This is a genomic window from Umezawaea sp. NPDC059074, assembly GCF_042738955.1.
Classification (GTDB): domain Bacteria; phylum Actinomycetota; class Actinomycetes; order Mycobacteriales; family Pseudonocardiaceae; genus Umezawaea.
Map to the genome: position 1 here is coordinate 1 of NZ_JBHYHC010000037.1, position 19,940 is coordinate 19,940.

Below are 19,940 nucleotides of genomic sequence, written 5' to 3' on the forward strand. Positions count from 1 at the left end.
AGGTCACCGACCCTCCGCGGCACCGCGGGCCACCGCGTCAGCTGACCAGCTCGAACAGCTGCGAAGCGTTCTGCTTGGTGAGCGAGCCCAAATTCGCCGCGCCACCGGGGTTGAAGGTGAAATTCGTGCCGCCGTAGTTGCTGTTGTAGAAGATCTTCACCACGTAGATGTGGGTCCGGTTCCTCGCCGATTTGGCGTTGTTCTTCACGCATTCACCCTGGCCGCTGTCAGCCGATTTGAACTCGTAGCAGCTCGGCTGGGATTTCCCGTAGTCCGGGATCGATCCGGCGGCGAAGTCCGAGACCGATCCGGTGAATCCGACCCCGTGGTAGAGGCAGAACTCGTAGTCGTCGCACACACCGTTGCGCGCAGTGGAAGCGCTGGCCACGGGCGTGATGGACAAGATCAGCGCGATGCCGGTCGCGATTGCCGCGAATGCTCGAACCATGCGTTTGATGGTGTATTTCACCACAACTCCCCCCGTCAATTCGGACAACCCCCGCCAGGGGTGGTCGCCCTTCGACGATCGTGCAACACGTTCTCCCGCGATGACAACCGCAGCCCCCCGAACGGTCTAACGGTCCGCGCGCATTTTTCGCCCGATTGAGTTCGGTGAATTTCGCAAAACCGACTTTAGGGCGGACGACTTATGACCCCTCCGCGACCAGCGGGGCGAGGCGGCGGATGGCGTCGTCGACGTCGGTGGCCGAGGGGGCGGCCACGTAGCTGAGGCGGACGTGAGGGGCGCTGCTGTCGGTGGGGTAGTAGTTGTCGCCCGGCGTGATCGCCACGCCGTTGGCCAGGGCGGATGCTGCCAGTTGTCTGCCGTCCAGGTGGTCCGGGAGGGTCACCCACAGGTGGTAGCCGCCGTGGGGGCGCAGGGGGAGGGCGTGGGGGCCGAAGGTGGCCGTCACGGCCGCCGTGGCGATGTCGCGTCGGTGTTGCAGGGCCGCGCCGAGGGTGGTGAGGGCGCGGCGCCAGCCGGGGGCCGTGACGACCTCCAGGGCGGTGAGTTGCAGTGGGGCGGCGACGAACATGGTGTCCACGACCACCGCTGAGCGCAGGCGGGCGAGGACGGGGCCGCGGGCCGCGAGTGCGCCCACGCGGAGGTTCGGGGAGGTGACCTTGGTCAGGGAGCGGATGTGGACGACGGTGCCGTCCGGGTCGTCGGCGATCATCGGAGGTGGGGTCGGGCCGCTGTCCGCGTGGGTCATGTGCCTGGCGAAGTCGTCCTCCACGACGAACGCGCCGTGCTTGCGGGCGATCGTGTGGATCTCTTGTTGCCTGGTCGCGGTGAGGCTCGCGCCGGTCGGGTTCTGGAACAGCGGTTGGACGACGACGACCCGTGCGCCGGTGCGGGTCAGCGCCTCGTCGAGGTAGTCGGCGCGCAGGCCGTCGGCGTCGAGCGGGACCGGGACCATGCGGAGTCCGGCCGCGTGGGCGGCCGCGACGATCCCCGGATAGGTCGGTGACTCGATGACCACCGGGTCGCCCGGCTGGCCGAGTGCCCGCAGCGCGATGGCGAGCGCGCTCTGGCCCGCGCCGCAGACGAGCACGTCGTGCCTGCCCAGGCCGCCGCCGATGTCGGCGGCGAACCAGTCGCGCAGCTCCGGCACGCCGCCGACCGGCGGGCGGTCCCACGCCCCCGGCCGTCGGGCGGCGCGGGCCAGCGCGGTGGACAGGGCGGTGAGCGGCTGGAGTTCGGGGTGCAGGTAGCCGCCGTTGAGGTCGACGACGTCCGGCGCGGCGTGCGAGAGCGTGCTCATCAGGGCCGGCGTTCGGAAGCCGCGCGGGGTGCCCGTCGGCGAGCCGATGTGGTGGGTCAGCTCCAGCGCCGCTTCCTGCCACGACGTGTCGCCCGCGCGCGGCACCGGCCGGGCCTCGGTGCGGTACGTGCCCGCGCCGGGGCGGGACGCGATGAGCCCCCGCTGCGTCAGGATGGCCAACGCCTGCGAGACGGTAGTAGCGCTCACGCCGAACCGGCGGACCAGCTCGCGGTGCGTGGTGATCCGACTACCTGCGGGAAGGTCCCGGATCTCGGCGACCAGCGCCTCGGCCACGTCGTGCGAACTGCTACTCTGGACCATGAAGACCGATAGTAGCGCTATCACCGTCGACCGGGTATCGCCACTGGCGAACGGCACCCTCCTCGCCGCGCTCGGCGTCGTGGCGTTCTCCTTCAGCTTCCCGGCCACCGCGTGGGCGCTCGACGGGTTCGGCCCCTGGAGCTCGGCGGGCGTCCGGGGCACGGTGGCCGCGCTCCTCGCCGTCGTCGCGCTCCTCGCGACGCGGGCCCCGCTCCCGGCGCGCGCCGACTGGCCCGCGCTCGCCGTCGTGGCGGGTGGCTGCGCGATCGGCTTCCCGCTGCTCACGACGCTGGCCCTGCGCACGTCGTCCACGGCGCACTCGGCGGTCGTCATCGGGGCGCTGCCGATGGCCACGGCGGTGATCTCCGCGCTGCTGACCGGCCGCCGTCCCTCGAAGCCCTTCTGGGCCGCCGCCGGGGCCGGGGCGGTCGCCGTCCTCGCGTTCACCCTGTCGCAGAACCACGGCAGGCCCACGGTCGCCGACCTCTTCCTGTTCGGCGCCCTGCTGATCTGCGCGGCGGGCTACGCCGAGGGCGGGCGGCTCTCGGGGCACCTGCCCGGCTGGCAGGTCATCGCGTGGGGCGTGGTGCTCGCCGCGCCGGTCAACCTCGTCGTCGCCGGGTGGGCGTTGACGCAGGAACCCGTGCACCTCACGGCGAAAGCCCTCGCGGGCATGGCCTACATCGCCGCCGTCTCGCAGTTCGGCGGGTTCGTCCTGTGGTATCGGGGCATGGGGCTCATCGGCGTGGCGCGGGCCAGCCAACTCCAACTGGCGCAACCCCTGCTGACGCTCGTGTGGGCGGTGTTGTTGCTGGGCGAGGAACTCAGCCCGGCCGTCCCGGTCACGGCCGTCGTCGTGCTCGCCTGCATCGTCGTGACGCAGCGGTCCAGGACGGCGTAGCGGAGTCCACAGTGGAGCGAGGTCCGGGCTTCTGGCAGGCTGCTGCCCGAGCGGCGCGGAGCGCGCGCCGCCGGGGGGAGGGGCGTCGTGAGCGCTGGGAACCGCCGGTGGACCGATCGCGGTGAGGCGATCGGCCACGGACTGACGTGGACCGCCCGCTGGAGCACGAGGGTGGCGCTGGTCGCGCTCGGCGTCGTGCTGCTGGGGCTGCTGATCGGCAGGCTCTGGGTCGTGGTGATGCCGGTGCTGCTGGGTCTGCTGATCACCACCGTCCTGTGGCCGCCCGCCCGGTGGCTGCGCGCCCGCGGCACGCCGCCCGCGCTGGCCGCGTCGATCGTGCTGCTGGCCGGACTCGCCGTCCTGGGCGGGTTCCTGGCGCTGATCACGGTGTCCATCGCGTCCGGCGTCCCGGACATCGCCAGCAGCGCGTCCCGCGCGATCGGCCAGGCCCGCGACTGGCTGTCCGGGCCGCCGATCAACCTGGCGGACAGCAAGTTCGACCAGCTCCTCCAGCAGGGCACGGATCAGCTCCAGTCCAGCGTCGGCTCGATCGCCAACGGCCTGATCACTGGCGTCGGAACGGTCACCTCCGGCGTCGTGACCGGGGTGCTGGCCCTGCTGCTGGCGTTCCTGTTCGTCAAGGACGGCCCGCGCTTCACGCCGTGGCTGCGCGGGGTGGTCGGCGATCGGGCGGGCGGCCACCTGACCGTCGTGCTGGAACGGGTGTGGTCCACGCTCGGCGACTTCATTCGCACGCAGGCGATCGTGAGCTTCGTCGACGCGGTGCTGATCGGGCTCGGCATGGTCGTGCTGGGCGTCCCGCTCGCGATCCCGTTGGCGGCGTTGACGTTCCTCGGCGGGTTCATCCCGATCGTCGGCGCGTTCGTCGCGGGCGCGCTGGCCGTCCTGGTGGCGCTCGTCAGCAACGGCGTCACCGCCGCGGTGGTCCTGCTGGTGATCGTCGTGGTCGTGCAGCAGTTGGAGGGCAACGTCCTCCAGCCGATCCTCCAGTCCCGCAGCCTCCGATTGCACGCCGCGGTCGTCCTGCTGGCCGTCACGGCGGGCAGCAGCCTGTACGGCATCGCGGGCGCGTTCCTCGCTGTGCCGGTGGCCGCCACCGCCGCCGTCGTGCTGCGCTACCTCAGCGAGGTCATCGACCAGCGCAGCGCAGAGCCGGAGCCCGAGGAGGTCACGCCTGCCGAACTCCCAGAACCCCAGCCGTGAACCCGGCCGCGGTGGCGAGGGAGACGAGGTCGGGCGCGTCGGCGTTGGGCACGAGCACGAGCGGGTAGCAGTCCGACTCGATGTCGAGGACGGCGAGGGACGTGCCCGCCGCGCGCAGTCCCGCGCCCGCCAGTTCGAGGAACTCGAAGGTGGCGACGTGGACGTCCTGGCCCTCCAGCCAGGTCCACGCCCCGTCGCCGGGGTTGGACCGGAGCGCGCGGAGTTGACCGATGATCTCCTCCGACTCCTCCTTCCAGTCCACCTCGGCGAGCAGGTCGTGGTCGGCCAGGGCGTCGACGAGCGCGATCCACGCGAGTTCGGGGATCGGCTCGTTGATGCCGCGGTCGTCGAGCTGATCGGCGTTGTCCCGCACGAACGCGTCCGGGTCGTCGTGCGCGCTCGTCACGCGGTCGGTCACGTCCGGGTCGCCGGGGGCGAGCAGGGCGGTGAGCGCGATCAGGGCGTCGCGGGCGGTCGACGACGGCATCCGGGGCCTCCTGGAGAGCGGTGGGGGCACGACGATAGCCACCACGGCGGCGCGGCCCTCATGACAGGTGGTCCGCGTCGACGACGGCATGGGCGAACGGCTTCGGCGCTTCCTGCGGGACGTTGTGGCCGATGCCCGCGAGGACCCGGTGGTCGTACGCGCCGGTGAACATGGCCCGGTACGGCCTGCCGTCCGCGGCGGCCCCGTCGAAGTCGCTGCCGATCGTGATGGCGGGAACGGAGATCGGGGGAGCGGTGGCGAGCTTCCGCTCGTACTCGTCGTACCGCGGCTCGCCCGGCGCGAGACTCTGTCGCCAGCGGTAGTTGTGGATCACGACGTCCACGTGGTCCGGGTTGTCGAACGACGCCGCGCTTCGGTCGAAGGTGGCGTCGTCGAAGGCCCACGTCGGCGAGGCGGTCCGCCAGATCAGCTTGGCGAAGTCGTGGGTGTTCTGCCGATACCCGAGCACGCCCCGTTCGGTGGCGAAGTAGTACTGGTACCACCAGCCCAGTTCCGCGGCGGGCGCGAGGGGCTTCTTGTTCGCCTCCAGGTTCGTGACGAGGTAGCCGCTCACGGCCACGACGGCCTTGCAGCGCTCCGGCCAGAGGGCGGCGATGACGTCGACGGTCCGCGCGCCCCAGTCATAACCGCCGAGCACGGCCCGGTCGATCTTGAGCGCGTCCATGAGGGCGATGACGTCCAACGCCACGGCCGACTGCTGGCCGTTGCGGAAGGTCTGGTCGGACAGGAATGTGGTCGGGCCGTACCCGCGCAGGAACGGGACGATCACCCGGTAGCCCTCGGCGGCCAGCAGCGGTCCCACGTCCACGTAGCTGCCGGGGTCGTAGGGCCAGCCGTGCAGCAGCACCACGGGTTGCCCGGTCGCGGGACCGAACTCGACGTACGCCATGTCCAGGACACCCGCTTCGACGTGCTTCACCGGCCCGAGCGAGGTGTGTTCGCCGGAGCCCGCCCGCGGGTCCGACTGGGCGGCGGCCGGTGTCTCCGTCGAGCAGGCGGCCACCGCCATCCCCGCCGCCACCACCTGGCCGAACAGTCTCCTGCTGATCATCCTGACGCTCCCTCGTGTCGGGTCCCGACCCCGACGCTAGGGAGGGGGGAGCGCCTTCGCGCCCGTCGGACGACGCTGTCGGTGTACGTCACGCGAGCGCGGCGGCCAGTTCGGCGCGGGAGCTGACGCCGAGCTTCGGGAAGATCCGGTGCAGGTGCGTGCTCACGGTCCGGTGCGACAGGAACAGGCGTTGGCCGATCTCCCGGTTCGTCAGGCCTTCCGCGGCGAGCGTGGCGATGCCCAGTTCGTGCGGGGTCAGCCGGTCCCGCGCGTCCGGGCCGCGGTTCGGGCTCGACTCGCCCGCCCCGCGCAGTTCCGCCCTCGCCCGCTCGGCCCACGTCGTCAAGCCGAGCGCGTCGAACGCCTCCCGCGCGGCCCGCAGGTGCGTCCGGGACTCCACGACCCGCCGCTGCCGCCGCAGCCACTCGCCGAACGCGAGGTGGACTCGGCCGCGTTCGGCGGGCCCTCCGTCCAGGGCGGCGGTGAACAGTTCGTCGCTCGGGTCGAGCACGGCCCGCGCGTAGCGCAACCCGCTGTGCAGCGCGGGCGACGGCGTGAGCGCGGCGATGGACTCCAGGTCGCGCACGACGTCCCGCAGGGCGTCGGTCCGCCCGGACCGGACGACCGCTTCGGCGAGTTCGGCGACGAAGTACCCGCGAAAGGCCACGTGGAACGACGGGTCGGCCGGGTCGAGCACCCGGCTCAGGTCGGCGACCGCGTCGTCGAACCGGCCCTCGCCCAGGGCGCTGATCCCGCGCGCGAGCCGCACGGTCACCAGCACCGGGCGCGCGCCTGCGGCGAGCCCGACCCGTTCGGCGTCGTCGGCCAGGCGCGCGGCCTGCCGGTGGTCGCCGCGCAGCGCGGCGATCGCGGCCTGCGTGGCGGTCGCCAGGCCGCCCATGAACGGCTGGCCGGTCTCGTGCGCCAGCGCGACGGCCTCGGCCGCGACCGGGGCCGCGCCCGCCAGGTCGCCGAGCCGGACCCGGCTCCACGCCTGCACGGCGAGCGCCCTGGCCAGCAGCCCGAGCTGCCCCCGTGCCCGCAGACCGGGAGCCGCGGCGGCGGAGAACCGGGCGGCCAGGTCGAACGCCCCGACCTGGAGCGCCGCGCTGCCCAGGTACCGGTCCACCTCGGGGTCCACGCCGGTCGTGCCCGCGAGCGCCCGCAGCCCGGCCAGCACGACGGCCCCTCGCTCGATCGGGGCGACATACGCGGTGATCGCGACCAGCCGGGGATCGCCGGCGGGCAGGGGCAGACCGTCCGCCACCGCCAGCAGAGCCCGGCGCGCCGCCGGACCGGGCTCCGTCCAGAAGCAGCGCATGGCCGCGCCCCACAGGATCCGCGCCGCCTCGTCGACCTGCCCGGCCGCGGCGACCGACCCGGCCAGCGCCGCCAGTTCGGCCACGCGGGAGACGTCCTCGCGCACGCCGTCGGTGAACCCGCTGAGCAGGCGGCTCGCCGTGGCGCTCCGGCGCGGCGACAGGTCCAGGGTCCGCACGGCGCGCACCAGGCGTTCGGCGGTGTCGGGGCGGCCCGCGTCGACCGCGAGCCCGGCGGCGCGCAGCAGCCGGTCCGCACGCCTGCCGTCGTCCTCGCTCAGCCGGGCGGCCTGCTCCAGGGCCGCGATCCCGGCGTCGGCCCCGCCCCGGCGCACGGCCCGGTCGGCGGCGTCCTCCAGGTCCGCGGCCACCCGCTCGTCCACGCCCGCGGTCGCGGAGGCGCGGTGCCAGGCTCGCCGGTCCGGCTGGTCGCGCAGGGTGTCGGCGAGGGCGAGGTGGGCCCGTCCGCGGTCGGCGAGGGACACGGCTGTCTGGAGTGCCGACCCCATCAGCGGGTGGCGGAAGACGACCGCGTCGAACCCGAGGTCGATCAGCCCGGCGTCCACGGCGGGGGTGAGGACGTCCGGACCGGCGTTGGCCGCCGCGAGCGTCTCGGCGAGCGAGCCGCCCTCGTTCACCGCCGCCACGAGCAGCGCGGCACGGGTCGACGGCGGCAAGGCGGCGACACGGGCGGTGAACGCGTGCTCCAGCCGGTCGACCAGCGGCAGCACCCCGTCGTCACCGGGGTGCGCGGGCAGTTCGGTCAACGCCAAGGGGTTGCCCGCCGCCAGCGCGAGCACCCGGCTCCGGGCCGCCGCGCTCAGGTGCGGGGCGACCGAGTCCAGCAGGTCGGCCGCGTCGTCCGTGGCCAGCCCTTCCAGGACCACCGGGGTCAGGCCCGCGTCCCGCAGCGGCGAGGGGTGGCCGTCGCGGACGGTCGCGACCAGGACGACCGGGTCGGACCCGATCCGCCGCGCCACGAAGGCGAGCACGTCGGCGCTCGCGCGGTCCAGCCAGTGCACGTCCTCGGCGACGACCAGCAGGGGCGTGGTCGTCAGCAGCGTCAACGCGGCCATCCCCACCAGGAACGGGCTGGGCTCCGGCGCGTCGACCAGGCCGAACGCCGCCCGCAGCGGCCCGTCCAGCCCGGCTCGCATCGGGTGCAGGAGTTGGTGCAGCCCGGCGTAGGGCAGGTGCCGCTCGGCCTCGACGGCGGTCGTCCGCAGGACGCGCAGGCCCGCCACCGACGCCGCCGCGACGGTTTCCGCCACCAGCGCGGACTTCCCGATGCCCGGTGGTCCCTCGACCAGGACGCCTGCCTGGTCGGCGGGCCCGTCCACGAGGGCGGCCAAGGCCTTCAGCTCGGCGTCGCGTCCGTGCAACGGCATGTGCGGCACTCCTGCCCTCGGCGCTGGTCGTGATCACGACGATAGCCGGCGGGTCCGAAGAGGACTGTCGATTCGGCCGCGGCCAGGGTGCGCACCGGGGTGTCTCCCTGGGGCGAGGCCCGGCGGTCGCGGGTGAGGGTGACCGGCATGAAACGACGCTTGATCATCCTCCTCGCGGTGGCGATACCGGTGGTGGCGACCCTCGCGCCGGTCGCCGCCGACGCCACCTCCCGCGGCGGCGCGCCGACCTGCGCCACCGTCCCGGTCACCGCGCCCTCCGGCACCAGGGTGGAGTCCGTGACGGCCGTCGCGAACGCGGGCGGCACGGTCTCCTTCCCCGCCCCGCCCGTGCCCGGCGGCGCGCCGATCGACAACGTGCCCGCGTGGTGCGACATCACCGTCGTGGTCACCCACACCGGCGCGAACGACCACGTCACCATCAAGGTCTCGCTGCCGCAGGACCCGAGGAACTGGTCCGGCCGGTTCCAGGCCACCGGCGGCAGCGCCTACCTGGCGGGCGACTTCACCTACCCGCTGGTCGCCGCCGTGAAGGCGGGCTACGTCGCCGCGGCCACCGACGCGGGCGTCGGGCAGAACCCGGTCGACGTCAGCGGTTGGGCCCTGACGTCCACGGGGCAGGTCAACGGTCCGCTGCTGGAGAACTTCGCCTCCCGCTCGCTGCACGACATGGCCGTCGTCGGCAAGGACGTGGCGCGGAGGTTCTACGGCCGCGCCGTGAGCTACGCGTACTGGAACGGCTGCTCGACCGGTGGTCGCCAGGGCTATCAGGAGGCCCAGGACCACCCGGACGACTTCCAGGGCATCCTCGCCAAGGCCCCTGCGATCAACTGGGACCGCTTCGCCGTGGCCTCGCTGTGGTCGCAGGCGGTGTTCAACGAGGAGAAGGTGGCCCCGACCTCGTGCGAGCTGGAGGCGTTCACCGCGGGCGCGATCCAGGCGTGCGACACCCTCGACGGCGTGCGCGACGGCGTGATCGACAACCCGGCCGACTGCCGCTGGGACCCCCGCGCGCTCGTCGGGACCAAGGTCGTCTGCCAGGGGCAGGAGATCACCGTCTCGGCCGCCACCGCTGACGCGATCCGCAAGGTCTGGGCCGGTCCGGTCTCCACGTCCGGCGAGCAGCTCTGGTACGGCCCGAACAAGGGCGCGACCCTCGCCCCGCTGGCCACCCCCGGCACGCCCTTCTTCGTCGGGGAGACCTGGGTGCGGTATTTCGTCCAGCGCGACCCGGCCTTCGACGTCACGAAGCTGACCTACCGGACGTTCGAGCAGCTGTTCCGCGCGTCCCACCAGAAGTTCGCCGACGTCATCGGCGCCGACGACCCGAACCTGGCGCGGTTCGCGCGGGCGGGCGGCAAGCTGCTGAGCTGGCACGGCCAGACCGACGAGCTGGTGCCCACGCAGGGCACGGTCGACTACCGCCGACGGGTCGAGCGCGCGTTCGGCGGGGCCAGGAAGGTCGACGACTTCTACCGGCTGTTCCTGCTCCCCGGCGTGAACCACTGCGTTCCCGGCGGCGCGGGCCCGTTCCCGACCGACGACCTCGGCGCGCTGGTCGACTGGGTGGAAAAGGGCAAGGCCCCGGCCACCCTGCGCGCCTCGGTGACCGGGACCGACGGCCGGACCGTCACCCGTGACGTCTGCCGGTACCCGAAGGTGGCCCGCTACACCGGCCACGGCGACCCGGCGTCGGCGGCGAACTTCCGCTGCGCCTGACCACGTCCGCCCGAGGCGGCCCCGGAGCGGTTCCGGGGTCGCCTCAGGCCTTGAAGCCCTGGATGACCAGGTCCAGCAGGCGTTCGGACTGGGCGAGACCCTCGGGGGTGTGCGGCGTGCGCCAGACGCAGCCCATCGCCATCAGCACGTCGTCCGGGTCGAGGCCGGGGCGGACGGTGCCGTTCTCCTCGCCCGCCCGGAGCATGAGCGCGATGGCCTCGATGACCGGACCGTACGTCTCGTTGGTGACGGTCGCGTGGTTGGCCGCGCTCAACGCGTCGCCGAGGCCCCGCTTGATCCGGATGTGCTCGGCGAGGCGCTGGAACCAGGTGCGCAACGCCGACAGCGGCGTGCCCTCCTTCAGCAGGTCCGGCACCCAGTCCACCAGGCGTTGGACCTCCGTGCGGTACACGGCGAGCACGAGCGCCTCGCGGTTGGGGAAGTGCCGGTAGAGCGTGCCGGGACCGATGCCCGCCTGCTTCGCGATCGAGTTCAGCGACGCGTCGCCGTCGGCGGTCAGCAGGTCGCGGGCGACCTCCAGGATGCGGGCGCGGTTGAGCCTGGCGTGGCTCCGCTGTGGTTCGGGCATCCGCGCATCATCCTTCCGGGGGATCCCCACCCGCATATCGGAGAACTCTCCGCCCAGTGAACCACAGCTCGCGCGAGGAGCGGATGGATCAGACGGGGAACGCGGTGTCGTCGGCGATCCGGTCCACCAGGTCCGCCGCGCGCGCCACGTCCAGGTGCAGCGGTCGGTCCGGGTCCACGGCGGGCACCAGGTCGATCACCCGGTCGAGGATCTCCGCGCACGCCGGGGACGTCGGACGGCGAGCGCCGACGTGCACGGACTGGCGCAGCGCCACGGCGAGGGCGCCGTGCAGCCAGCGCAGCGACCGGGACTGGTCGAGCGCGTTCAGCGCGGCCTGCGTGCCGAACGGGACGACGTCCTGGTTGTGCAGGTTCGTCGGCAGGCTCTGCATCGACGCGGGCATCGCCGTGCGGCGCATGTCGGCGACGGTCGCGGTCGCGGCGATCTGCACGCCCTGCACGCCGTGCTGCTCACCCGGCACGGTCGCCAGCACCGGGGGCAGGCCGCCGTTGCGGTGCGGGTCGACCATGAGGTCGAGTTGGCGTTCCGCGAGGTTGCCCATCTGCACGGCGGCGGTGGTCAGCAGGTCGGCGGCGAACGCGACGGGCTGGCCGAAGAAGTTGCCGCCGTGCACCACCTCGTCGTGCTCGGCGAAGAACAGCGGGTTGTCGCTGATGCCGTTGAGGTCGGCCTCGACGACCGCCGTCACGTGGTCGACCGACCCGGCGACCGCGCCGAGCAGCTGGGGGACGCAGCGGATGCTGTACGGCTCCTGGAGGCCGCGCAGGCCGCTGGGCGTCGACCCGGCGAGCAGGTGCCGCATCCGGCGGGCGACCCGGCCCGCGGGCTCGTGGCCGAACGCGGTCAGGAGGTGCTCCGACAGGTACAGCGGCGCGCAGCCCAGCACGTCCGCCATCACCGCGGACAGCAGTTGCGCCACCACCAGCGAGCGCGCCACCGAGGCGACCGCGAGCCCGGCCGCCGCCGCGGTCAGCGAGGTGCCGTTGACCAGGCCCAGCGCGTCGCGGCCGTCCAGTTCGAGCGGCCGGAGGCCCGCCTCGCGCAGGGCGACGTCCGCGGGCAGCCTGGTCGTGCCGAGGTAGGCGAACCCGTTCCCGCGCAACGCCTGGGCGGCGTGGGCGAGCGGCACGAGGTCGCCGCTCGCGCCGACCGAGCCCAGTCGGGGCACGGCGGGGGAGAAGTCGGTGCGCAGCATCGCGGCGAGCGCGTCGATCACCGCGACGGACACCCCGGACCGGCCCTGCGACAACGACCAGAGCCGGGCGAGCAGGGCCGCCCGGACGACCGCGGGCTCCAGGTCCGGGCCGTGGCCCGCGGTGAGGTGGTTGAGGGTGTTCTCGGCCTGGTCGGAGAGTTCCGCACGACCGGAATACGCCACGAGAGGGCCGAAACCGGTGGTCATTCCGTAGATCGATTGCCCTGTCGAAAGCCGGTCGAGCACGAATGCGCGACAGGTCGCGACCAGGTTCGTGCTCTCGTCGTCCACGGCAACCTCGACCGGACCCGAGGCTTGTTCGAGAAAAGATGGCACAAGTCGGCCAGGAATGGTCAGCAGGGGAATGGTGCGCACGTCGAATTCGGTCGTCATCACTCGTCCTCCGGGCAATCGCTGAATGGGAAAAGCGCTGTCAGACGCCGTGCGCCTCTTTTTCGACGATGTCGGCCGCCTCGGCGACGCCACCAAGGGCGAGGATTTCCCGTCGCACCTCCTGAACACGCCGTCCCACGGTGTCGGTGGTGACGGCGGCGAGCGCGGCGCGCAGCCTCTCGACCGTGACATCGGCCCTCGGCAGGTGCTCGCCGACGCCGAGGCGGGCGATCATCGGGCCGATCAGCAGTTGGTCGACCGCCTGGGGGACGGCGATCAGCGGCACCCCGGCGCGGAGGGCCTCCATGGTCCCGCCCATGCCCGCGTGCGTGACGAACGCCGCCGCGTGGGCCAGCACCTCGGTCTGCGGCACCCAGGCGTGGACGGCGGTGTTCGCCGGGATCGGGCCCAGGTCGGCCGGGTCGACGTGGTCGCCGACCGCCAGCACGACGTGCCGGTCGAGCCCGCCGAACGCCTCCAGGCACAGCCGGAAGAACTCCGGGTCGGCCGTGTACACCGACCCCAGGGTGATCAGCAGCACCGGGCGGTCGTCCGGTGGCGTCCACGCGCCGGTCGCGCGCGGCGCGGCCAGCGGCCCGACGAAGGTGAACTCGTCGCCGTACCGGTCGGGGTCGAGCTGGAAGGAACGGGGGACCGTCACGATGCTCCGCCGGGGGCGGAACAGGAAGTCGTCCAGGTCCCGCGTGACGCCCTCGGCGTCGAGAAACGCCTGGTAGCGCCGCCGGAACGCGGTCGCGCGCTCGCCGGAGCCGAGGATCTCGCCGCCGTCCAGCGGGATGATCGTGGGGTTGAGCTGGACCGCGGGCACGCCCCACCGGTCGGCCAGTACTGGCGCGTGATGCGCCGCCGAGTCGTGCACCACGACGTCCGGCTCGTCACCGCGGTAGGCCGCCTCGACCTGCGGCAGGACGTGGACGACCTCGTCGAGCAGCATCTCCATGACGTCCACCAGGTCGGTCACCGGGCGGCCGTACCCCGGCGACGGGGTGTACGGCACCGGGTCCGCCCCGGCCGCGGCCACGCGCTCGGCGAACGGCTCGGTGGTCGCGTAGCTGACCCGGTGGCCGCGCCGCGCGAGTTCGGCGACCAAGCCCAGTCCGGGGTGGACGTGCCCCGCCGCGGGCACGGACGTGAAGGCGACGTGCATGCCGGCGGTCCTCCTAGCCGAGGTGGGCGGGCAGGGCGTCGAGGGCGCGGGTGACCACGCTCGGGCGGCGGGCGATCCGGTCCGCGGGCACCGCGAGCCGCAGCGCGCCACCCGTGCGCGCGAGCAGTTCGCCGATCGCCACGCGCACCTGGACCCGGCCGAACGGGGCGCCGGGGCAGAAGTGCGTTCCCCGGCCGAAGGCCAGGTGCGGGTTGTCCGTACGACCCACGTCCAGCGCGGTCGGGTCGGGGAACCGTTCCCCGTCGTGGCCGGACGAGAGCAGCGAGAACATGATCGGCTCACCGGCCGGGACGGTCGTGGCCCCGAACTCGACGTCGACCGCGCCGGACCGGAAGATCGGCAGGTCCAGCGGCGCGGTGAGGCGGGCGAACTCCTCGACCGCCGTCGGCAGCAGGCCGGGGTCGGCGCGCAGCCGCGCCAGCTCGGCGGGGTGCGTGAGCAGCAGGTGCAGGCCGTTGCCGATGAGGTTGGCCGTGCCCTCCTGACCCGCGTTGAGCAGGCCGAACACCGTGGAGCTGAGCTCGTCGCCGCTCAGCAGGCCGTCGCGGTTGGCGCGCACCAGGTCCGAGAGGACGTCGTCGGACGGCTCGGCGGGCCGGGCGGCGAGCAGGTCGCCGATGTAGCCGTGCAGCTCCGTCGCGGGGGCGACCAGGGCCTCCGGGGAACCGCCGTGGATCGCCGTGACCACGGCGTTCGCCAGCGATTGGAAGCGGGCGTACTCGTGTTCGGGGATGCCGCAGACCTCGGCCAGCGCCCGGCCCGCGAACGGCGCCGCGTAGTCCGCCACGAGGTCGACGACCTCCCGGCCCGCGAACGCGTCGATCAGCTCGTTCGCCAGCGCCACCAGGCGGGGGCGCAGCCGTTCGGCGGCGGCCGCCGAGAACGCGGGCGCGAGCAGTGCGCGCAGCCTGGTGTGGTCCGGCGGGTCGGTGTTCTGCACGTCCCGCACGGTCGCCGACCGCAGTTCCGCGGGCAGCGCGTCGAACGGCGTGGCCATCGAGAGCCGGGACTGGTCGTTGGACAGCCGCGGGTCGCTCAGCCCGTGCCGGACGTCGGCGTAGCGGGTGACGAGCCAGGCGCGGCCACCGCCCGGCAGCGCGATCGGCGACACCGGATCGGCCGACCGCAGGTGCGCGTACGTCGGCAGCGGGCACTTCAGGAATTCCGCGCTCAACGGTTCCGGCACGGCCGATGGGGAGGGAGTCATGGCGGGGCTTTACCGTCCACTTCGGAGAACGTGAATGTCATTTCATGACGCGCTGTTCGGCGTTTCCCGACTCGGTCCTTCCCGACCACCGTAGCGCGCCGAACGGGAGCGGTCGGAAGTCCGGAAGGGTGAATGCGGGTGGTCGTCATCACTCTTTCCCGTGCGTCGCGCGTGCTGCTACGGTTTTTTCGGTGAATCCGAATGGCAACTTCATGTCTCATCATGTGTGATTTTCTCCGGATGTGATAAGGCTGGAGAGAGGACCTACGGACGGATGCCCATGCCAGGAAGACTCGAAGGAAAAGTCGCATTCATCAGCGGCACCGGGCCGAACGGCATCGGTGGTCTGATGGCCTCGGTGTTCGCGGCGGAGGGCGCCAGGGTCTTCGGCTCCACGCGCCGCGCGGAGACCGGGGCGCAGACGGCCCGCGAGGTGCGCGCGGCGGGCGGCGTCATGGAGTTCCTCGCGCCGGTCGACCTCTCCGACCCGGCGGGGGCGCGGGCGTGGGTCGACGCGGGCGTGGAGGCGTTCGGCGGGATCGACATCCTGGTCAACAACGCGGGCGGCCTGCGCAACGGGCCGTTCGACGAGCAACCGCTGGACGACTGGTACTTCACCGTCCGGCACGAGCTGGACCTGCCCTACCTGTGCACCAGGGCGGCGTGGCCGCACCTCAAGGCCCGCGGCGGCGGCGTGGTGATCAACATGGGCTCGGTGGCGGGCGAGCGGGGCGTGCTGTTCCACCCGATGCTGCCGCACGGCGCGACCAAGGGCGCGGTCATCGCCATGACGAAGCACCTGGCCGCGGCGGGCGCGGACCACGGCATCCGGGCGGTCGCCATCAGCCCCGCGATGGTCCGCAGCGAGGCCACCCAGCACCACATCGACGCGGGCGAGTTCGACGACCTCATGAAGATGACCCCGTCGCGGCGGACCTGCGACCCGCGGGAGGTCGCGAACCTCGCGCTGTTCCTCGCCTCCGACGAGGCCCCGTACATCAACGGCGCCAACGTCGTCATCGACGGCGGCGTCTCGGCCATGGGCGGCTGACCCACACCCGCGAGGAAAGGACGACCGATGCGGAACGTGAAGGACAAGGCCGAGGTCGAGCCGCTAGTCCGGGCGGCGGTGGCGCACGCGATGCGCACCAGCCTCGACGGCTGGCCCGTCGACCAGCCGCTGCTGGACGTCCCGGACGGGATCTACGACAGCCTCGCGAAGCTCGACGCCATCGGCAGGCTGGAGCAGGAGCTGGGGTCGGGCCCGCTAAGCCTGGACGAGCGGGCCGGGCAGCTGGACACGCTCGATGCCCTCGCGGACTGGGTCGTGCGCAAGCTCGGCGCCCCGGCGTGAGCGCCGAACTGGCGCCGGAGCGGGTGCTGCGCCACTACTTACGAACCCCCGACCCGAGCGTGCCTGCCGGCGGGTGGCACGTGCGCTGGGACCGGCTCTCGCCCACCGAACGCTCGGAGCTGCTGCGCTCCGAGGTGCCCGACCGGGTGGCGGTGCGGACCTCCGGGTCCACCGGCGAGCCGCGGGAGTGGACCCGCACCCGCGACCAACTGCTCGACGAGGCGGTCGTGCTCGCCGGGCTCTGGCACGACAGCCCGGTCGGGCTGACCCTGGCGTTCGCGCCGCCGTCGCACCTGTACGGGCTGCTCACGACGCTCGTGCTGCCCGCCGTGCTGGGCGTCCCGGTCTGGTACCAGCCCGGCCTCGACGCGCCGCCCGCCGAGGTGGCGGGCCGGGTGCTCGGGGTGACGGCGATCCCGTGGACGTTCCGGCTCCTGGAACGCCACCGGGACGTCCTCGCGGGCGCCGCCGAGATCGCGATCCTGCACAGCACCGCGACCCTGCCGCCCGGCGCGGACGCGGTGGCCGCGGCCCTCGGGCCGGAACGGGTGCGCGTCACCGAGATCTTCGGCTCCACCGAGAGCGGGGGCATCGCCCACCGCCGCGACCGCGACCGGCCGTGGACCCTCTTCGACGACGTCACCGTGCTGCACGACGGCACGGCGGGGGAGGTGCCGCTCGTGGTGTCCGGGCCCCGGCTGGCCGAGGGGCTGACCACGTGGGGCACCGACGACTTCGTCGAGCTCCTCGACGACCGGCACTTCCGCTTCCACGGCAAGCGGCACCGGCTCCGCAAGATCAACGGCGTGCGGGTCCACCTGGACGACGTGGAGCACCGGCTTCGCGACGCCGTGCCGTGCGAGGACGTGGCCTGCGTGGCGGTGGACGACGCCGTGCGCGGGGAGAACTTCACCGTGCTCGTCGTCCCGGCCGCGCCCGCCCCGCCGAACCTCTCGTCGTCGGTCCGCGTCGCCCTCAAGTCGTGGGGGCTCGCGCCGCACGACGTCCGCATCGTGTCCACCATCGACCGCAGTGAGACGGGAAAAACGCGCGGATGACACCAGCCATCGCCATCACCGGGATCGCGCTCGCCACCGGGTTCGGCTCCGACGTCGAGGAGACGTGGAGCCAGGTCCGGCGCGGCGCCACCGCCGTCCACGCCGCCGAGCGGTTCGACGGCGCGTACGTGTCCGAGATCGACGGCCCCGACGTACTCGCCCCGCTCGTCGCCTCCCTGGCGGGCCGGGACCTCCCGCCCGGCACCGGCGTGGTCATCGGCACCAACGGGGCCCCGGAGGCCGCGTGGCTGACCGGGAAGCCCTACGCCGTGCTCGACGAGGTGGCCCACGCGCTCGGCGCGACCGGCCCGAAGGTCGTCTTCGGCACCGGCTGCGTCGCCGGGACGAACGCCCTCTGCTACGCCGTGGACGTCCTGCGTTCGGGCCGCGCTCGGGCGATGGTCGTCATCGGCGTGGAGACGCTCACCGTGACCACCATGGCGACCTTCCACAGCTGGAAGGCCCTCGACCCCGCGCCGTCGCGCCCGTACGGCGGCAGCGCGGGCGTCAACCTCGGCGAGGGGGCGGCCGTCCTGCTCCTCGAGGTCGACCCGGCGGCGGAGGACGTCGTCGCGTACGTCAACGGCTACGGCCTGACCTCGGACGCCTTCCACGTCACGTCGCCGCCGCCCAGCGGCGAGGGCCTGCACCGGGCCATGCGCCTCGCCCTGCTGGACGCGGGCGTCGCGCCCGCGGACGTGGACTACGTGAACGGCCACGGCACCGGCACCCCGGCCAACGACACCGCGGAACTGGCCGCGCTGCGCGCCCTGTTCGGCGCGGACGCCCCGCCGGTCAGCAGCTCCAAGCCCCAGTTCGGCCACACCCTGGGCGCGGCGGGCGTCGTGGAGGCCGCGATCACCGCGCTCGCGATCCGCGACCGGACGCTGCCGCCCACGGCCAACGCCGACGCGTCGAGCGAGTGGGACATCGTGCCCGACCACGCCCGCGAGGCCGTGGTCGACGTGGCCGTGTCGAACTCCCTGGCGTTCGGCGGCGCCAACGCCGTCGTGGTGCTGGGCCGCCGTCCCCGCGACGTCGTCGACCCACCGCCCCGACCGGTGCAGGTGGTCGGCGAGGCCGCGGTGGCCGACATCGCCACCGCCACGGGGATGATCCCCCGCGCGTACGCGGGCCGGATGGACGACCTGGGCGCCCTCGCCCTGGCCGCGGGCACCGCCGCCTGGCGGAACGCCGGGTACGACGCGGAGAACCACCCCGACCCCGAGCGCGTCGGCCTGGTGTTCGCCACCGCCACCGGACCGCTCGGCACGATCGAGGAGCTGTTCGCGCTGCGGGAGCGCGACGAACTGCGCCAGCTCAGCCCCGTGACGGCGCCGAACATCGTCGCCAGCGTCACGGCGGGCTACGTCGGCCAGGCGCTCGGCGTCAAGGGCCCGCTGTCGGCCGTGACCACCGGCGAGGACTCGGCCGCCATCGCCGACGCCTACGCGCGGGACCTGGTCGGGCAAGGCCGGGCGGACGTCGTGCTGGTCGTCAGCGCGGACGAGCGCGCCGCCGGGTCACGGGCGCACGTGGTGCGGGCGGAGGCGTCGTGCACGTCCTGATCGCGGGTGGAGGCGTCGGCGGGCTGTGCCTCGCGCAGGGGTTGCGCCGGGCGGGGATCAGCTGCGCGGTGTACGAGCGGAGTCCGGGCCTCACGCCCGGCGGGTACCTGCTGCACATGAACGCCGACGGCGGCAACGGCCTGCGGGCGTGCCTGCCGGACGACCTCTACGACCTGTACGTGCGCACGTCCCGCCCGACCCCGCGCCGCGACGTGCTGGTGATCCAGAACCACCTCGGTCACGAGCTGGCCGTCAAACCGCACCTCGGCCCGTCCAACGACCCGGTCACCCCGCACACGACCGTCCACCGGCGCGCGTTGTGCCAGATCATGCTGCACGGGATCGAGGACCGCGTCCGCTTCGGCCGCGAGGTCGTCGGCTACCGCTCAACGGCCGACGGCGTCACGATCGAGCTGGACAACGGCGAACTCGCGCACGGCGACGTGCTGGTCGCCGCGGACGGCATCAACTCCGCGGTCCGCCGCCAGTTCCTCCCGGACGTCGAGACGGCCGTCCTGGTCCGGGACGTCCTGCTGTCCCGCTCCCCGCTGACCCCGGCGGTCGAGCGGGCGCTGCCGGACGCCTTCCAGGACAGCTTCGTGATCACCGTCGACCCCGCGGGCACCCTCATGGCCGCGGGCCTGTTCCGCCCCCGCCACCCGTTCACCGCCGAGATGCCGGTCGACGCCGTGGAGGACTACGTCTCGGTGAGCGTCGAACCGGCGGCCGCCGGGATCGACATCTTCGCCGCGTCCGGCCCGGAACTGCACGACGTGATGCGCAAGGCCGTCACCGACTGGCACCCCGGCCTCCAGCAGTTGGTGGACGGCGTCCTGCCGGACACGATCATGCCGAAGACGACCCGCATGGTCCTGCCCACGGACCCGTGGTCACCGGGCAACGTCACGGTCCTCGGCGACGCGATCCACGCCATGCCCCCGATGCTCGGCGACGGCGCCAACAGCGCGCTGCGCGACGCCGCGTCCCTGACCACCGCCCTGAGCGACGCGGCCCGCGGCTACACCGACCTCTCCGTCGCCGTCGGCCGCTACGAGGAAGCGATGCGCGCCAGGACGTACCCGTTGCTGAGGGAGGCGATGACCGTCGCGGATGCCTAGGCTGGCGGCAGGGTCGACGACGTAGTCGGAAGG

At 73.3% G+C, this 19,940-nt stretch carries 17 protein-coding genes; 8 read left to right on the forward strand and 9 right to left on the reverse strand.

The window, feature by feature from the left end:
- Positions 1-37: 37 nt before the first annotated feature.
- Complete coding sequence (locus ACFWW9_RS18665) at positions 38-469, reverse strand: peptidase inhibitor family I36 protein (RefSeq protein ID WP_390378850.1); 432 nt, start codon at positions 467-469, stop codon at positions 38-40.
- A 178-nt stretch (positions 470-647) separates the two neighbouring features.
- Positions 648-2,087, reverse strand: a complete 1,440-nt coding sequence (locus ACFWW9_RS18670; RefSeq protein WP_390378853.1) for a PLP-dependent aminotransferase family protein — start codon at positions 2,085-2,087, stop codon at positions 648-650.
- Here ACFWW9_RS18670 and ACFWW9_RS18675 point away from each other — a divergent pair.
- Both ACFWW9_RS18675 and ACFWW9_RS18680 read left to right on the forward strand, forming a co-directional pair.
- Entirely contained in the window at positions 2,086-2,988 is a 903-nt protein-coding gene (locus tag ACFWW9_RS18675; RefSeq protein ID WP_390378856.1) for a DMT family transporter, read from the forward strand. The two genes, ACFWW9_RS18670 and ACFWW9_RS18675, sit on opposite strands and share 2 nt — an antisense overlap.
- An 87-nt stretch (positions 2,989-3,075) precedes the next feature.
- Complete coding sequence (locus ACFWW9_RS18680; protein ID WP_390378859.1) at positions 3,076-4,212, forward strand: AI-2E family transporter; 1,137 nt, start codon at positions 3,076-3,078, stop codon at positions 4,210-4,212.
- Here ACFWW9_RS18680 and ACFWW9_RS18685 read toward each other — a convergent pair.
- From ACFWW9_RS18685 to ACFWW9_RS18695, 3 genes are all read right to left on the reverse strand, one after another.
- Positions 4,178-4,699 carry a DUF6630 family protein gene (locus ACFWW9_RS18685; protein ID WP_390378862.1) on the reverse strand — a complete coding sequence of 174 codons (522 nt, stop codon included), beginning with the start codon at positions 4,697-4,699 and terminating at the stop codon, positions 4,178-4,180. The genes ACFWW9_RS18680 and ACFWW9_RS18685 overlap by 35 nt on opposite strands.
- Before the next feature lie 58 nt (positions 4,700-4,757).
- Positions 4,758-5,771, reverse strand: coding sequence for an alpha/beta fold hydrolase (locus ACFWW9_RS18690; RefSeq protein ID WP_390378865.1), 1,014 nt, complete (start codon positions 5,769-5,771; stop codon positions 4,758-4,760).
- Between the two features lie 88 nt (positions 5,772-5,859).
- The gene (locus ACFWW9_RS18695) at positions 5,860-8,478 is read right to left on the reverse strand and encodes an AAA family ATPase (protein ID WP_390378868.1); all 2,619 of its coding nucleotides are present in this window, start codon (positions 8,476-8,478) and stop codon (positions 5,860-5,862) included.
- Between the two features lie 147 nt (positions 8,479-8,625).
- Here ACFWW9_RS18695 and ACFWW9_RS18700 point away from each other — a divergent pair, with 147 nt between their 5' ends.
- Positions 8,626-10,215, forward strand: coding sequence for a tannase/feruloyl esterase family alpha/beta hydrolase (locus ACFWW9_RS18700; protein WP_390378871.1), 1,590 nt, complete (start codon positions 8,626-8,628; stop codon positions 10,213-10,215).
- A 43-nt stretch (positions 10,216-10,258) separates the two neighbouring features.
- Here the strand turns inward: ACFWW9_RS18700 and ACFWW9_RS18705 are convergent, their stop codons facing one another.
- The 4 genes from ACFWW9_RS18705 to ACFWW9_RS18720 all read right to left on the reverse strand — a co-directional run bounded on the left by ACFWW9_RS18705 (position 10,259) and on the right by ACFWW9_RS18720 (position 14,809).
- Complete coding sequence (locus tag ACFWW9_RS18705) at positions 10,259-10,804, reverse strand: TetR/AcrR family transcriptional regulator (RefSeq protein WP_390378874.1); 546 nt, start codon at positions 10,802-10,804, stop codon at positions 10,259-10,261.
- 88 nt (positions 10,805-10,892) lie between these two features.
- The gene (locus ACFWW9_RS18710; protein WP_390378877.1) at positions 10,893-12,413 is read right to left on the reverse strand and encodes an aromatic amino acid ammonia-lyase; all 1,521 of its coding nucleotides are present in this window, start codon (positions 12,411-12,413) and stop codon (positions 10,893-10,895) included.
- A 40-nt stretch (positions 12,414-12,453) separates the two neighbouring features.
- Positions 12,454-13,581: a macrolide family glycosyltransferase gene (locus ACFWW9_RS18715; protein WP_390378880.1), complete on the reverse strand. Its 1,128-nt coding sequence runs from the start codon at positions 13,579-13,581 to the stop codon at positions 12,454-12,456.
- 13 nt (positions 13,582-13,594) lie between these two features.
- Entirely contained in the window at positions 13,595-14,809 is a 1,215-nt protein-coding gene (locus ACFWW9_RS18720) for a cytochrome P450 (RefSeq protein WP_390378883.1), read from the reverse strand.
- A 280-nt stretch (positions 14,810-15,089) separates the two neighbouring features.
- On the opposite strand from ACFWW9_RS18720, the gene ACFWW9_RS18725 reads away from it, so the two are divergent.
- The 5 genes from ACFWW9_RS18725 to ACFWW9_RS18745 are packed head-to-tail and all read left to right on the forward strand — an operon-like array spanning position 15,090 to position 19,907.
- On the forward strand, positions 15,090-15,860 hold the full coding sequence (locus tag ACFWW9_RS18725; RefSeq protein ID WP_390378886.1) for an SDR family NAD(P)-dependent oxidoreductase: 771 nt from the start codon (positions 15,090-15,092) through the stop codon (positions 15,858-15,860).
- A gap of 27 nt (positions 15,861-15,887) precedes the next feature.
- Positions 15,888-16,163 (forward strand): hypothetical protein, encoded by a 276-nt coding sequence (locus tag ACFWW9_RS18730; protein WP_390378889.1) that lies wholly within the window; start codon positions 15,888-15,890, stop codon positions 16,161-16,163.
- Positions 16,160-17,221: a long-chain fatty acid--CoA ligase gene (locus ACFWW9_RS18735; protein WP_390378892.1), complete on the forward strand. Its 1,062-nt coding sequence runs from the start codon at positions 16,160-16,162 to the stop codon at positions 17,219-17,221. Before ACFWW9_RS18730 ends, ACFWW9_RS18735 begins: the two co-directional genes overlap by 4 nt.
- Positions 17,218-18,789, forward strand: coding sequence for a beta-ketoacyl synthase N-terminal-like domain-containing protein (locus ACFWW9_RS18740; protein ID WP_390378895.1), 1,572 nt, complete (start codon positions 17,218-17,220; stop codon positions 18,787-18,789). The genes ACFWW9_RS18735 and ACFWW9_RS18740 overlap by 4 nt, the downstream gene beginning before the upstream one ends.
- A complete protein-coding gene (locus ACFWW9_RS18745) occupies positions 18,777-19,907 on the forward strand; it encodes an FAD-dependent oxidoreductase (RefSeq protein ID WP_390378898.1) in 1,131 nt (376 codons plus the stop codon). Before ACFWW9_RS18740 ends, ACFWW9_RS18745 begins: the two co-directional genes overlap by 13 nt.
- The last annotated feature ends 33 nt before the right edge of the window (positions 19,908-19,940 follow it).